Annotated in this window: 13 protein-coding genes; 6 read left to right on the forward strand and 7 right to left on the reverse strand. The window is 71.2% G+C overall.

Annotated elements, in window-relative coordinates; all coding sequences use genetic code 11:
* Nucleotides 1-2 precede the first annotated feature (2 nt).
* Entirely contained in the window at nucleotides 3-1,634 is a 1,632-nt protein-coding gene (locus tag IEZ08_RS16465; RefSeq protein WP_068923235.1) for an ABC transporter substrate-binding protein, read from the reverse strand.
* A 347-nt stretch (nucleotides 1,635-1,981) separates the two neighbouring features.
* Between IEZ08_RS16465 and IEZ08_RS16470 the strand changes: the two genes are divergently transcribed.
* The gene (locus IEZ08_RS16470) at nucleotides 1,982-2,590 is read left to right on the forward strand and encodes a TetR/AcrR family transcriptional regulator (protein ID WP_068923234.1); all 609 of its coding nucleotides are present in this window, start codon (nucleotides 1,982-1,984) and stop codon (nucleotides 2,588-2,590) included.
* A 64-nt stretch (nucleotides 2,591-2,654) separates the two neighbouring features.
* Here the strand turns inward: IEZ08_RS16470 and IEZ08_RS16475 are convergent, their stop codons facing one another.
* Nucleotides 2,655-3,230, reverse strand: a complete 576-nt coding sequence (locus tag IEZ08_RS16475; protein WP_068923233.1) for a TetR/AcrR family transcriptional regulator — start codon at nucleotides 3,228-3,230, stop codon at nucleotides 2,655-2,657.
* 230 nt (nucleotides 3,231-3,460) lie between these two features.
* On the opposite strand from IEZ08_RS16475, the gene IEZ08_RS16480 reads away from it, so the two are divergent.
* Entirely contained in the window at nucleotides 3,461-4,873 is a 1,413-nt protein-coding gene (locus IEZ08_RS16480) for an amidase (RefSeq protein WP_068923232.1), read from the forward strand.
* A 54-nt stretch (nucleotides 4,874-4,927) separates the two neighbouring features.
* Here IEZ08_RS16480 and IEZ08_RS16485 read toward each other — a convergent pair whose 3' ends face one another.
* Nucleotides 4,928-5,842 carry a PaaX family transcriptional regulator gene (locus tag IEZ08_RS16485; RefSeq protein WP_229803162.1) on the reverse strand — a complete coding sequence of 305 codons (915 nt, stop codon included), beginning with the start codon at nucleotides 5,840-5,842 and terminating at the stop codon, nucleotides 4,928-4,930.
* A gap of 102 nt (nucleotides 5,843-5,944) precedes the next feature.
* Here IEZ08_RS16485 and IEZ08_RS16490 point away from each other — a divergent pair, with 102 nt between their 5' ends.
* The 4 genes from IEZ08_RS16490 (at nucleotide 5,945) to IEZ08_RS16505 (ending at nucleotide 9,863) form a co-directional block, all read left to right on the forward strand.
* Nucleotides 5,945-6,856, forward strand: a complete 912-nt coding sequence (locus IEZ08_RS16490; protein WP_189242424.1) for an SDR family NAD(P)-dependent oxidoreductase — start codon at nucleotides 5,945-5,947, stop codon at nucleotides 6,854-6,856.
* 109 nt (nucleotides 6,857-6,965) lie between these two features.
* Nucleotides 6,966-7,847, forward strand: a complete 882-nt coding sequence (locus tag IEZ08_RS16495; RefSeq protein ID WP_068923230.1) for an amidohydrolase family protein — start codon at nucleotides 6,966-6,968, stop codon at nucleotides 7,845-7,847.
* Nucleotides 7,848-7,856: 9 nt separating this feature from the next.
* Nucleotides 7,857-9,338: an acyl-CoA synthetase gene (locus IEZ08_RS16500; protein WP_189242425.1), complete on the forward strand. Its 1,482-nt coding sequence runs from the start codon at nucleotides 7,857-7,859 to the stop codon at nucleotides 9,336-9,338.
* 69 nt (nucleotides 9,339-9,407) lie between these two features.
* Nucleotides 9,408-9,863 (forward strand): MaoC family dehydratase, encoded by a 456-nt coding sequence (locus IEZ08_RS16505; RefSeq protein WP_068923228.1) that lies wholly within the window; start codon nucleotides 9,408-9,410, stop codon nucleotides 9,861-9,863.
* A gap of 16 nt (nucleotides 9,864-9,879) precedes the next feature.
* On the opposite strand, the gene IEZ08_RS16510 is transcribed toward IEZ08_RS16505, so the two are convergent.
* From IEZ08_RS16510 to IEZ08_RS16525, 4 genes are all read right to left on the reverse strand, one after another.
* On the reverse strand, nucleotides 9,880-10,539 hold the full coding sequence (locus IEZ08_RS16510) for an SDR family NAD(P)-dependent oxidoreductase (protein ID WP_068923227.1): 660 nt from the start codon (nucleotides 10,537-10,539) through the stop codon (nucleotides 9,880-9,882).
* 126 nt (nucleotides 10,540-10,665) lie between these two features.
* Nucleotides 10,666-10,992 carry a DUF3040 domain-containing protein gene (locus tag IEZ08_RS16515; protein ID WP_068923226.1) on the reverse strand — a complete coding sequence of 109 codons (327 nt, stop codon included), beginning with the start codon at nucleotides 10,990-10,992 and terminating at the stop codon, nucleotides 10,666-10,668.
* Between the two features lie 56 nt (nucleotides 10,993-11,048).
* A complete protein-coding gene (gene ctaD / locus IEZ08_RS16520; RefSeq protein ID WP_444544054.1) occupies nucleotides 11,049-12,743 on the reverse strand; it encodes an aa3-type cytochrome oxidase subunit I in 1,695 nt (564 codons plus the stop codon).
* 373 nt (nucleotides 12,744-13,116) lie between these two features.
* Entirely contained in the window at nucleotides 13,117-13,443 is a 327-nt protein-coding gene (locus tag IEZ08_RS16525) for a DUF3040 domain-containing protein (RefSeq protein WP_189242426.1), read from the reverse strand.
* Nucleotides 13,444-13,631 lie beyond the last annotated feature (188 nt).

A 13,631-nucleotide genomic window follows, 5' to 3' on the forward strand; every position in this document is an offset into this window, starting at 1 on the left:
CGTCACTTACCGCCGAGGGCGGTCGCCCACGGAGTGATGAGGTAGCTCTGCCGCGGGACGAGACCGGTCAGCTCCGGCCCGTAGTAGACGTTGACGTACTGCGTCGCGATCGGGATGTTGACCAGGTCCTCGGCCATGAGGGCCTGTGCCTTGGCCACCTCGCGGGCGCGGGCGGTGGGGTCCTCCGTGACCATCGCGGTGAAGACCGCGGTGTCGTAGTCCTTGTTCTTGTATCCGGGGAAGTTGTAGAAACTGCTGCTGGTGAAGAACTGGTAGTACGAGAGCGGCTCGGGGAAGTCGAGGTAGCCGGTCACCAGGAAGAGGTCCAGGCCCGCGCGCGCCTGCGGGGCGGCGAAGATCGCGCCGAACTGCTCGCCGGTGAGGGGCTTCAGCTCGATGTCCATGCCCACCTGGGTGGCCGCGTCGGCGATCGCGGTGGCGATCCGGGTCTCCTCCTCGCTGGCCGTCGTGTAGGCCAGGACGATCTTCTCCTTGGCCTTGGCGGACCGGCCGACGAGGGTCTTGGCCTTCTCCAGGTCCTGGACCGGCTCGGGCAGCTTGTCGTACTCCGCCTGGAAGACCTCCTTGCCGTAGCCCCAGGCCGCCGGCGGGACCAGAGCCCGCAGCGGCTGCGCCGTACCCTGGTAGACCGATCCGATGATGCCCTTGTAGTCGATCAGGGCCCGCAGGGCCTGACGGGTGGCGGGGTCGGAGAGCGCGCCGTCCGGGTTGAGCACCGCCAGGAACGTGGGCGACAGGCTCGTGCCGAACAACATGTTGCCCTTGGCGGCGAGCTGCTTGTGGGCGGCGCGCGGGACGATGAACTGGCCGTCCACGTCACCGCTGGCCAGCGCCGCGGTCTGGGCGGAGGGGTCGGCGACGAAGGTGAAGCGCAGATCCTTGATCCTGGGCTTGACCTCGGTGTTCCACCAGGCGTCGTTGCGGGTCAGGGTGATGTCCTGGCCCTGGGTCCAGGAGCCGTACCTGTAGGGGCCGGTGCACATCACGCCGCCCCTGGCGGTGCCGAAGTCGCGGCCGGCGGCCTCGGCGAAGTCCTTCTGCACGACGTAGAAGGCGGGCATGGCGAAGAAGTTCGGGATCATGACGTCCGGCTTCTTCAGCTTCACGGTGATCTCGTTGCCGCCGGTGGCCTCGACGCCCTCCAGGTTCACCGCCCAGCCGATCCACGACGAGCCGAGCTTGGGGTCGAGGATGCGCCTGACGCTGTAGACGACGTCCTCGGCGGTGACCGGCCTGCCGTCCCAGAACGTCACGCCCTCGCGCAGGCTGATCACGTAGGTGAGCGGGTCCGGGTGGGCGAACCCGGTGGCCAGGGCGGGCTGGAGCCGGTAGTCCGGGCCGAGGGTGAACAGGCCCTCGCACATGTTGGCCACGACCGTGCTGATCGACTCGACGCCGGCCATGGCGGGGTCCAGTGTGGCGGGCTCGCCCGTGGCCAGGTTCCAGGTGACGGCCTCGACATTCTTGGTCGGGGCCGGGACGGACGTGGTGACCGCCGGGGCGAACGCCCGCCCGGCGGCCGGGTCGCCGTCGTCGGGCGCTGCCGAGCACGCGGCGAGCGTGCAGGTACCGGCGAGGACCGCGGTGAGGGCGGCCAGGCGGGGACGTGTCATGGGGGACCCTTCGTGCGTGATGCGGATGCGGGCCGAGACGATCTGCGTCGCCGGATGAGGGGGACCGGTCCCCGGCTGCGGCGCGCTGCGGCGCGAGGCGGTCGACCTGCCGCGTCTGCGCGGCGGAGGTGGACGGACCCGGCGCCCAGGTCGTGCCACTTAGCGTGGGCGCTTGCCAATTGATTGTCAATAGTGCAAAACAAAAATAGATGAGCGGGAAGCATGCGGTGAACATCGGCCCCAGCAGGCGGGAAATACCGGATCCACCGCCCGCCCCGAATGGATCACGGTGCTATGCTGGAAAGTAAGTTGATTGTTACAAATGCAAAACTACTGAAGGGGATCGGGTGGGGAGACCCAGCCTCGCCGAGCAACGGCGGAAGCAGATCCTGAAGGCGGCCGCCCAGTCGGTGGCCACCCACGGTCTGGCCGGGAGCACTCAGGAGCGGATCGCGGCCGCGGCGGGCATGAGCCGCTCGCACATCCGGCACTACGTGGGCAACCGCGACGAACTCATCGACGCCCTGTGGGACCACGTCATCACGCCGTACTTCGAGGCGATGCACGCCGCCCTGACGGACCGCCCGCCGGACGCGCAGCTGCGCGCGCTCGTCGACTTCCTCTTCGGGCCGCAGATGGCCCGCAACGAGGACGACCTCGTCATCGAGGCGCTCATCAGCGGGGCGATGCACGACGTACGGCTCCGCGGCCGGATCTACGACAGCTACAGCCGGCTGGAACGCGAGATCGCCAAGACGATCCGCGAGGCGGTCCCCGGCTGCGAGTCGGCCGAGAGCCTGCAGCTCGCCTACGCCCTCGTCTGCATGGCCTTCGGCCACTCCACCCTGGCGCCGCTGCCGTTTCCGGCATCGCGCCACGCGGGGATGAAGGCCCTGGCCACCCAGATGATCGAGGCGCTCCGGGCGGACCGCGCCGGGCAGGCCGCACGCCCCTGAGACGGGACGGCCACCGGGGCGTCTCGCACGGGTTCATCCGCGGCGCCTCTCTGCGGGGAGGGATCTACGGAGCGGTGATCAGAAGGCGGACGAGCCGCTCGACGAGCGGAGTGACCCGTTCGCCGGTCCAGCGCTCGGGATCCTCCAGGCTGGACAGGTAGAACCCGCGAAGGACGAGATGCAGGACGTCGGCGGTGAACGCGGCGTCGGCCGCCCCGGCGTCGCGGGCGGCGTCGGCCAGCAGGTCGCGGCCCTGCCGCGCGTCCTCCCGCAGGACGCGGGCGGCCTCCGACTCCGGCCCGGCCCGGCCGAGGATCTCCATGAAGAGCCTGCGCAGCACCTGATCGTCTCCCTCGGTCGAACAGGCCCAGCGGGCCACGGTGGACAGCCGCTCCCCCTCGGCGGCCTCCTCGGCGACCTGCCCCACCTCCGCGCCCCAGGACGCGAGCGCGTGCTCGACGGCGTTGCGTAGCAGGGCTTCACGCGTGGGCAGATAGTTGGTGACGAGCGTCGTGGAGCCGCCCACCCGCCTGGCCACGGCTCTTATGGTCACCCCGTCGATGCCCTCCGCCGCCACGATCTCCAGGGTGGCGTCGGCGATGGCCGCGAGGCGCTGGGCGATGTCAATCTCCACCGGCATGGCGGCAGGGTAACGAGAGACGGGCCGGATATACAACACCGTTGTACATCAGCGTTGCATGACGTACCCTCCTCGGCATCACCGGTGCCGATCCGCCTTCCGGCCGTCGGTACCCGTCGGCGACCTCCGACGGGCACGGACGGGCACGGACGGGCACGGACGGGCACCGACGGGCACCGACGCCCCGGCACGGACAGGGGCTCCCCATTCATGACCATCCAGGAGCAGGCATGGAACTCTGGCAGTTGTCCGCGACCCAGCTCGCGGCGGGAATCCGCGCCCGGGAGATCTCGGCGGTCGATGCCGTGGAGTCCTGCCTGAACAGGATCGACGCGGTCAATCCCACGCTGAACGCCCTCGTCGACGTCCGTCCCGAGGAGGCCCTGGCCGACGCGCGCCGGGCCGACGAGGCGGTCGCCGCCGGTGAGACGCTCGGCCCGCTGCACGGCGTGCCCGTCTCGACCAAGCTCAACACGCCGCAGAAGGGGCGTCTGATGAGCCACGGGATCGCGGCCCTGGCCGGCGCGACGGCCGCCGAGGACGACGCGTGCGTCAGCGCCCTGCGCGGCGCGGGCGCTATCTTCCTCGGCCGGAGCAACGTGCCCGCGTTCTCGGTGCGCTGGTTCTCCACCAACGACGCGCACGGCAGGACCCTCAACCCGTGGAGCGCCGGCCACACGCCGGGCGGTTCCAGCGGCGGCGCGGCCAGTTCCCTCGCCGCCGGCATGACCCCGCTGGCGCAGGGCAACGACATCGGCGGGTCGATCCGCTTCCCCGCCGCGTGCTGCGGCGTGGTCGGCATCCGCCCGACGGTCGGCCTGGTGTCCAACTGGATGGCGCCCCAGGACAGCCCGATCGAGGAGCCCCTCACCTTCCAGGCGTGGGCGGTCCAGGGCCCGCTGGGCAGGAACGTGGCCGACGCCCGCCTGGCCCTGCGGGTGATGGCCGGCCCCGACCTGCGCGACCCGTTCGGCGTCCCCGCGCTGCCCGAGGCCGCACCGGCGGCCGGGCCGGTCCGCGTCGGGCTCGTCCGCGACGTGGGCCTCGCCGCACCGCACCCGTCCGTCAACGCCGCACTGGACGACGCGGCGCGATGGCTGGCCGAGGCAGGCTACGAGGTGGAGGAGCTGGAGCTGCCGCTGCTCGCCGAGGCGTCACGGCTGTGGTCCCTGCTCCTGTTCGAGGACATGCGACCCGGACTGCCCGGAATGCTGGCGATGGCCGACGAGGGGCTGCGCGTCCACATGCGCTACGCCTACGAGTACGCCGCGGAGCTATGGGGCGACAAGCCCGACATCCAGGACTACATCCAGGGCTGGGCCCGCCGGGCGACGCTCATCACCCGGCTCCAGGAGCTGCTGGGACGGGACAGGATCCTGCTGACCCCGGTCTCGGCCGAGCCGCCCTTCGAGCAGGACGCCGACATCGACGACCCGGTGCGCGGACGCGCCGTCGTCGCAGCGCAGTGGCCGATGACCGCCCTGCCGGTGCTGGGGTTCCCCGGCGTCTCCGTGCCGGCCGGGCTGGCCGACGGACTCCCGATCGGCGTCCAGCTCATCGGCGGACGGTTCGCCGAGGACGTCGTCCTCGACGCCGCCCAGGCGATCGAGGACCGGGCGCCCCGGCTCGTCCCGCCCCTGTAGGAGCGGCACCGCCGGGCGGCGGCCGCCCGCACGGGCGCCACGGCGTCTGAGTGGTCACCCGCTCGGCGGGGCGGGCGCGTCCCGGTCCCCGGGAGGCACCGGGACGGTGTCCAGGGTGGCCCCGGCCTGTTCCCGCGAGGTGGTGCCGTAGCGGTGGGACAGGGCGCGGAAGACCTGCTCGGCCCGGATGGCGGGCCAGTCGGCGGGCAGGTGCTCGGCGGGCAGACGGGGATCGGAGCGCACCAGCTGGAGCCAGTCGGTGTGCAGCAGGAGCTGGCGGGTGAAGTCGTCGGGGACGGCCGGCACGGGGTCGGGGCGGTCCCAGCGGTCCAGGAAGGCCCGGTACCGGGCGGCGATGCCGTCGGTGTCGAACGCGCGGTGGACGAGCTGGGCGGCCTCGGTCGGCTCTGCCGCGCGGGCCCGCATCACGTTGAGGTGGCCGTCCAGGTCGAGCCCCGCCACCACCGGGGGGACGTCGATGCTGCCTGGAGCGATCCACAGACCGTTCTGCAGGGGGCCGAAGCCCGCCCACACGAGACGGGTGCGCAGGTCGTGCCGTTGACGGCGCCAGGCCTCCGGCAGGGAGAAGCCGACCAGCGTCCACGTGCCGTCCCACTCCCGGTTGACCACCCCGGTGCCCCAGATGCGGTCGTGGCCGTCGCGCAGGACGGCGCCGGAGCGGCCGGTGAGCCCGAAGTACATCTTGCGTCCGCGGCGGTGCCGGGCCAGCAGGTCCCGCCGGACCATGCGGGCCAGGGTGGCGCGGACGGCCTCCTCGGAGACCCCGACCCGGGCCAGCACGTCGATGACGCTGCCCGAGTAGACCGCGATGTCCCGGCCGAGGACGTGCAGGCCCAGAAAGCTCAGGAGCAGGGACTGCGGCCGCGGCGAGCCCGTCTGCTCGTCTCCGGCGGTCCCGCCGTGGTCGTCGTCGCCGGTCGCGGTGTCCGCTGTCGTCACGGTCGTCACGCGGCAAGTCTAGAACTGCTAATAAAGTTCTGCACTTCGTTGACTGCAGACATATAAATGTCTAACGTCTGAGGTCCGTACATGTGAGCTGAGGAGTCATCTGTGGATCTGACAGGAAAAGTCGCGGTCATCACCGGCGGCGGGCGCGGTCTCGGATTCGCCTACGCCTCCGCGCTGGCCGGGGCCGGCGCGGCCGTCGTGGTCAACGACGTGGACGCCGAGGCCGCCGGGCGCGCGGTCAAGGAGATCACCGCCGCGGGCGGACGGGCCGTCGCCGAGGTCGCGCCGGTCGGCACCGCCGAGACCGCGCAGGCGCTGGTCGACCGCGCGGTCGACGCCTTCGGCCGGCTGGACGTCATGGTCGCCAACGCGGGCATCCTCCGGGACCGCGTGTTGTGGAAGATGACGGACGAGGACTTCGACGACGTGGTCCGCGTGCACCTGCGCGGCACGTTCACCTGCGCCCGGGCCGCTGCGGTCCGCATGCGGGAGCAGGGCGGGGGCGGCCGCATCATCACCGCCTGCTCCCCCGCGGGCCAGCGCGGCAACTTCGGCCAGACCAACTACGCCGCGGCCAAGGCCGGCATCGCGGCGATGACCCGCACCTGGGCGCTGGAGCTGGCCCGGTCCGGCGTCACGGTCAACGCGATCGTCCCGATCGCGGCGACCGAGATGACCCGCACGATCCCGGCCTTCGCCCCCTACGTCGAGGCGCTGGAGAACAACGGCGAGCCGCTGCCTGACTGGCTGCGCAAGGCCGAGGGGTTCGGCACCCCCGGGGACGTCGCCGAGTTGGTCGTCTTCCTCGCCTCCGACGCCTCCTCCGGCGTCACGGGCCAGTGCGTGGGCATCGGGGGCGACAAGCTCGCCCTCTGGTCGCACCCGCAGGAGATCGCCACCGCCTACGCCCACGGAGGCTGGAGCGCCGACGCGATCGCCGCGACCTGGTCCTCCTCGGTCGGCCGCGAGCCGCAGAGCTACGGCATCCCCGCCCCGCAGGCTCCCGGAGCCTGACCCGCCCACCCGGCGGCGGCCCAGCCGCCGGCCCGGCCGCCCGCTCAGCCGACTACTCGACCGCCCCCCCTCAACCGCCCCGCTCAACCGCCCGCGAAAGGAGCCGATGATGACGTCACTCAACCTCGACACCCTCGTCGCCGTCGACGTGCACACCCACGCGGAGATCTCCGCCGACGGGCACCCGTCGCTGAGCCCGGAGCTCTCGGCCGCCTCCGCCCGCTACTTCAAGGTGCACGGCACCCGGGAGCCCACCATCGAGGAGATGGCGGCCTACTACCGCGAACGCCGCATGGCCGCGGTGGTCTTCACCGTGGACGCCGAGAGCGCGACCGGGCACCCGCCGATCTCCAACGAGGAGATCGCGGCCGCCTGCGCCGGGCACGCCGACGCGCTGATCCCCTTCGCCAGCGTCGATCCCCGGCGCGGCCGGGCCGGAGCCCGGCAGGCCCGGCGGCTGGTGGAGGAGCACGGGGTCCGCGGCTTCAAGTTCCACCCCAGCATCCAGGACTTCTCCCCCGACGACCGGATGGCCTACCCGCTGTACGAGGCCATCGAGGAGCTCGGCGTCCCCGCGCTCTTCCACACCGGGCAGACCGGCATCGGCGCCGGAGTCCCCGGCGGCGGCGGCATCCGGCTGAAGCACTCCAACCCGATGCTGATCGACGACGTGGCCGTGGACTTCCCCGAACTGCGCATCATCCTGGCGCACCCGTCCTTCCCCTGGCAGGACGAGGCGCTCGCGGTCGCCACGCACAAGCCGTACGTCTACATCGACCTGTCGGGCTGGTCGCCGAAGTACTTCCCGCCGCAGCTCGTGCGCTACGCCAACACGCTGCTCAAGGACAAGGTGCTGTTCGGCTCGGACTACCCGGTCATCTCACCCGACCGCTGGCTGGCCGACTTCGCCCGGCTCGACATCAAGCCCGAGGTCCGGCCGAAGATCCTCAAGGACAACGCGGTCCGGTTGCTCGGCCTGGACAAGGGCTGAGGGGCCGCCGTGCGCAACCAAGGCATCGGCTCCTGGCCGGCGCGCCGGGCCCGCAAGACCCCCGGCCGGGTCGCCGTCGTGCACGAGGGACGCCGGGTGACCTACCGGGAGCTGCACGAGAGGGTGCTGCGTCTGGCGCACGCCCTGCGCGACCTGGGGGTACGGCGCGGCGACCGGATCGCCTACCTGGGCCCCAACCATCCCTCGTTCCTGGAGACGCTGTTCGCGGCCGGGGCGCTCGGGGCGGTGTTCGTCCCGCTCAACACCCGGCTGGCCGTACCGGAACTGGCCTTCAACCTGACCGACTCAGGCGCCGGGGTCCTCGTCCACGCCCCGTCCGAGTCGGCCGCGGCGCTGGACGTCCGCCACCGCGTCCCGCTGGACGACTACGAGCGGCTGATCTCCCGGGCCGGGGACGAGCCGATCGACGAACCGGTATCCCCCGGTGACCCCTGCATGATCATGTACACCTCGGGGACGACCGGCCGGCCCAAGGGGGCCGTGCTCTCGCACGCCAACATCACCTGGAACAGCGTCAACGTCCTCGTCGACATCGACGTCCTGACCGATGAGGCGACGCTGGTGGTCGCCCCGCTGTTCCACACCGCGGGGCTGAACATGACCTGCCTGCCCACCGTCCTCAAGGGCGGCCGGGTGGTGCTGCTCGGCGCGTTCGATCCCGGCCGGGTGCTGGAGCTGATCGAGACCGAGCGGATCACGCAGATGTTCGGCGTGCCCACCATGTTCGACGCCATGGCCGCCCATCCGCGCTGGGCCGGGACCGACCTGTCGAGCCTGCGCACGCTCAACTGCGGCGGCGCGCCGGTCCCGCTGCGCACCATCGAGACCTACCTGGAGCGCGGCCTGGCCTTCAGCCAGGGGTACGGCATGACCGAGGCCTCCCCCGGCGTGTTGTACCTCCCGGCGGAGCAGGCCGTGGCCAAGGCGGGCTCGGCCGGAGTGCCGCACTTCTTCACCGACGCGCGCGTGGTCCGCCAGGACGGCCGCGACACCGCGCCGGGCGAGGAGGGGGAGATCCTCGTCCAGGGGCCCAACGTCATGACCGGTTACTGGGGCGCGCAGCCCATCGCCCCCGGCGAGTGGCTGCGCACCGGCGACGTCGCCCGGCTGGACGAGGACGGCTACGCCTACATCGTCGACCGGATCAAGGACATGTTCGTCTCCGGCGGGGAGAACGTCTACCCGGCCGAGGTCGAGCAGGCGATCCTGGAGCACCCCGCCGTCGCCGAGTGCGCCGTCATCGGCGTCCCCGACGCCGTCTGGGGCGAGGTCGGCCGGGCCGTCGTCGTGCTCAGGCCGGGCGCCGGCGACATCGCCGACGACATCCTGGACTTCCTGCGGGGACGGCTCGCCAAATACAAGATCCCCAAATCCGTCATCCGGGCCGAGACGCTCCCCCGCACCCCCTCGGGGAAGATCGTCAAGTCCGCGCTGCGCGATTCCCCCGCGGCCCCGGCCTCCGGGGCCTGAACCCGCGCCCTCTCCGGCATCCCCTCAGACCCGCACCCCCACAACACCCCCAGGGAAAGGACCCCCGACATGCCCGCCACCGCACACGGACTCCACGAACTGAAGGCCCTGGCCGGCGCCGACCTCGGGCGCACGGAATGGCTGGAGATCACCCAGGACCGGGTGAACACCTTCGCCGACGCCACCGACGACCACCAGTGGATCCACACCGACCCCGAGCGGGCCGTGGACGGCCCCTTCGGCGCCCCGATCGCCCACGGTTACCTGACCCTGTCCCTGGTCATCCCCCTGTTCAACCAGCTCCTGGAGATCGGCGGCGTCTCCATGAGCATCAACTACGGCCTGGACAAGGTCCGTTTCCCCAGTCCCGTCCGCGTCGGCGCGAAGATCCGCCTGGCCGGCGTCGTGGACGCGGTGGAGGAGGTCAGGGGCGGCGTGCAGATGCACCTGACCTTCACCGTGGAGATCGACGGCGGTGAGAAGCCCGCCTGCGTGGCCCAGGCCGTCTACCGCCACTACGCCTGACCCGACCGGGCGCCGGTCACCGTGGGGAACCCGCGTGCAGAACCTCGTGCTCCCACCGGGATGACGGCTGGGTGTGCAGCCGCCAGTAGTGCTCGGCGATGGCGTCCGGGTCGAAGTCGGTGCCCGGGGCGACCGGACCGGCCACAGTGACGCTCGCCACGTGCACCCCGGATGGGCCGTACTCCTGGTCGAGCAGCGTGACCAGGGTGCGGACCCCCGCCTTGCCCAGCGAGAGGCTCACATACTGCGGCTTGGGCTCGGGCATGCCGCCCGTGATGAGGATCGTTCCGTTCCCGCGTGCCGCCATGGCGGGCGCGACATGAGCCGCGGCGTTGAGCGCGCCGACCACGTTCACCGCCCAGGCCTCCATGTGACCGCGTACCGACAGCTCGCCCGGCGCGTCCTGCTGGATGACCGCGGCGTTGTACACCACGACGTCCGGCACGCCGTGTCCGCCGGCCGCCCTGTCGAGCGCGGCGTTCAGCCCCGCCTGGTCGGTGCTGTCGGCCTCCAGTGCGACGACCGGGACGCCGCTGGGGGCGACCGCCTCGGCCGCGGCGCGCAGCGTCCGGCCGCTCCGGGCGATCAACGTGATCGGCAGCCCTTCCGCGGCGAACCGGCGAGCCACGGCCTGCCCGATCCCCGGACCCGCACCAATGATCACAGCACCCGACATCGACGTACTCCTTGCTTTCCCGGATCAGCGACACTCGGGACGGTAAGGCGTCACATCGGTGTGAAGGTCAAGGGAAGGGAACCGGAGGAAACCGCTGCACAGGTCGTCCCGGCATGTCCCGGCCCGTCACGGCGGGCAGCCGGGGAGCCGCTGCGGCCGGTCGGGCGTCCCGGGAGCGGCCGCCATCGGCGTGGCCGGCCCGGCGCTCCGCGCTCCGCACGGCGGGCCGGACAGCGCCACGATCAGCACCGGCGGGATCACGGCGAGCGTCAGGGTGGCCAGCGCCAGGTAGAAGAATTCCCGGCGGCTGACCCTGCAGGCGAACCGGTGGCCGGCTCTGACCGGCCGTACGGCGTTCAGGGCGTCCATGCTTCTGGCGAAGGCGCGGTCCTGCCGCCGGAGCATCCGCTCGATCTCCGTCAGAGCCCGGGCCTCCCTCCTCGACAGGTTCATGAGGCGTGGCTCCTTGATGTGCGGTCCCTCGCCCGGTGACGGGTGAGGGGGTCCGGTCAGGGCTTCTCGGCTGGGCCGGTGGCGCCGAGCTGGGGCGCCGGGGCCGAGATGTGCGGGTGTTTGAGGTCGAAGGCGGGGCGCTCGGAGCGGATGCGCGGCAGCGAGGTGAAGTTGTGCCGCGGCGGCGGGCAGGAGGTCGCCCACTCCAGCGAGTTGCCGTAGCCCCAGGGATCGTCCACGGTCACCCGCGGAGCGTGGCGCGCGGTGTGCCACACGTTGTACAGGAACGGCAGCGTGGAGGCGCCCAGGACGAACGCGCCGATCGAGGAGACCATGTTCAGGTCGGTGAAGCCGTCGATGTCGCTGTAGTCGGCGTAGCGGCGCGGGAAGCCTTCGGCGCCCAGCCAGTGCTGGACCAGGAAGGTGGTGTGGAAGCCGATGAACAGCATCCAGAAGTGCACCTTGCCGAGCGTGTCGTTGAGCATCTTGCCGGTGAACTTCGGCCACCAGAAGTAGAAGCCGGCGAACATCGCGAAGACCACGGTGCCGAAGACCACGTAGTGGAAGTGGGCCACCACGAAGTAGGAGTCGGTGACGTGGAAGTCCAGCGGGGGCGAGGCCAGGATGATGCCGGTCAGGCCGCCGAACAGGAAGGTGACCAGGAAGCCGACCGCGAACAGCATCGGCGACTGCAGCGAGATGTGGCCGCGCCACATGGTGCCGATCCAGTTGAAGAACTTCACCCCGGTCGGGACCGCGATCAGGAAGGTCATGAACGAGAAGAACGGCAGCAGCACCTGGCCGGTCGGGAACATGTGATGCGCCCACACCGCGATCGACAGACCGGCGATGGCGATGGTGGCGCCGACCAGGCCGATGTAGCCGAACAGCGGCTTGCGGCTGAAGACCGGGATCACCTCGGTCACGATGCCGAAGAACGGCAGCGCGATGATGTAGACCTCGGGGTGACCGAAGAACCAGAACAGGTGCTGCCAGAGCAGCGCGCCGCCGGTGGCCGCGTCGAAGATGTGCGTGCCCAGCTGCCGGTCGGCCTCCAGGGCCAGCAGCGCGGCGGCCAGCACCGGGAAGGCCATCAGCACCAGGATCGAGGTCAGCAGCACGTTCCAGGTGAACATCGGCATGCGGAACATGGTCATGCCGGGCGCGCGCATGCAGATGATCGTGGTGATGAAGTTGACCGAGCCGAGGATGGTGCCCAGGCCGCTCATGGTCAGGCCCATGAGCCACAGGTCGCCGCCGACGCCGGGTGAGGCGATCTCGTTCGACAGCGGGGTGTAGGCGAACCAGCCGAAGGCGGCCGCCCCGTCGGGGGTGAGGAACCCGGAGATCGCGATCAGGCTTCCGAACAGGAACAGCCAGTAGCTGACCATGTTCAGGCGCGGGAAGGCCACGTCCGGCGCACCGATCTGCAGCGGCATCAGCTCGTTGGCGAAGGCGGCGAACAGCGGCGTGGCGAACATCAGGAGCATGATCGTGCCGTGCATGGTGAACAGCTGGTTGAACTGCTCGTTGCTGACCACCTGCAGACCCGGGTGGACCAGCTCCGCCCGGATGACCAGCGCCATGACGCCGCCGATCAGGAAGAACACGAACGAGGTGATCAGGTAGAGGTGCCCGATGACCTTGTGATCGGTGGACGACATCCACTTCGCGATGATCGTGCCCTTGCGCTCGGTGCGGACCGGCGCGACGGCCAGCGGCTCACCGGCGGGCGGCTTGTAGGTCGTCACAGCGCCCTCCCGGTGACCGGCGCGTCGTCGCGGATCTTTCCGCGGTTTCTGCAGCGAGGCGACGCGGGGACAGGCTGACGGGTGACGCGCGGATGCGCGCCGGCGCCACTGGTCTGCGAGCGCGTGCGAATGACTGGATTCACTCCGACTCCCGGAGGCGAGGATCACCGCAGCCCTGTTTCGTGCTGCTTGTCGTATTGCGCAGCGCTAGATACCCCGGCCCTCTGGAGGGAACCGGATCATGGGAAACGTTGGACTGAACTTGGCCGGAGACCGCCGGAACCGGCCGGAGGGACTCCCGGCCCCCGTGAGGGAGGCGAGGGATCGCCCTCCTGCCCGTCGTCACCGCCTGGCCCGGTGATCCCGGCAGCGGTCACGGCGTGCAGCCGGGGAGCCGCTGATCCTGGTCGGGTGTCCCGGGGGCGGTGGCCGCCCGCGCGGCCGACACGACGGCAGGCCCACTGCACGGCGGGCCGGACAGGGTCACGATCAGCACGGGCGGGGTCACGGCGAGCGTCAGGGTGGCCAGCGCCAGGTAGGCGAGTTCCCGGCGGCTGACCCTGCAGGCGAACCGCCGGCCCGCCCGTTCGGGTCGTACGGCGTTCAGGGCGTCGATGCTGCTGGCGAAGGCGCGGTCCTGCCGCCGGAGCGTCCGTTCGATCTCCGCCAGAACCCGGGCCTCTCTCCTCGACAGGTTCATGAGGCGTGGCTCCTTGTCATGCGTCCTCCGCCCGGTGACGGGAGAGGATTCAGGTCTTCTCGGCGGGGCCTGGCGGGCCGAGCCGGGGCGCCGGATCCGTGATGTGCGGGTGTTTGAGGTCGAAGGCCGGGCGCTCGGAGCGGATGCGCGGCAGCGAGGTGAAGTTGTGCCGCGGCGGCGGGCAGGAG

This window comes from Planobispora rosea (assembly GCF_014648175.1).
GTDB classification, from domain to species: domain Bacteria; phylum Actinomycetota; class Actinomycetes; order Streptosporangiales; family Streptosporangiaceae; genus Planobispora; species Planobispora rosea.